General features: G+C 43.0%; 1 protein-coding gene. It reads left to right on the top strand.

Annotation, left to right across the window (positions count from 1 at the left end; translation table 11 throughout):
* Positions 1-173: 173 nt before the first annotated feature.
* A partial coding sequence (locus Q6A92_RS18805; protein ID WP_443029760.1) for a transposase occupies positions 174-544 on the top strand: 371 nt, incomplete at its 3' end.

Genomic DNA, 544 nt, shown 5'->3' with positions numbered 1-544 from the left:
GAGAGTGTATGATAGTTTGTGTAAATGGAGAATCAGCTTATAAGCTGATTCTTTGAGACCATAAAAAAGGAAGGATATCCTTTAAGTTAATGCGACCAAACAAAAACTCAGAGGAGATCCTTACCTTGTCTCATATTGTAGATGAATGGAGTATTGAAAAGCAACTGGATGGCATGATTCGTTCTTTTGTCAAAGAGAAACTGGAGACCCTCATGAAGGAGGAGATGGAAAACTTTTTTACACAGGAACATCCGGAACTGAAGAGCAGTAAAAATGGTTCCTATCCACGCAGGTTGGATACGAAATATGGCCGGATCGATCCTCTGAGCGTTCCCCGAGACCGGGAGAACTATTTTCATACTCAACTCTTTCAACCCTATAAGCGGCAGGACGACTGGTTGGGCAGTGCGATCATTACCCTGTATCAAAAAGGAATGAGTACACGCGATCTCGGTAAATTTATTGAAACGATTCTGGGGGATCATTATTCAGCGGGGACGATTTCAAAGGTCACCGAAGTGGTCCGTGAAGACGTTGAAGCCTT

It is taken from the genome of Sporolactobacillus sp. KGMB 08714 (assembly GCF_036598985.1).
Classification (GTDB): Bacteria; Bacillota; Bacilli; order Bacillales; family Sporolactobacillaceae; genus Sporolactobacillus.
The sequence above is the reverse complement of the archived record's forward strand: the minus strand, read 5'-3'. Positions and strand labels throughout refer to the sequence as shown.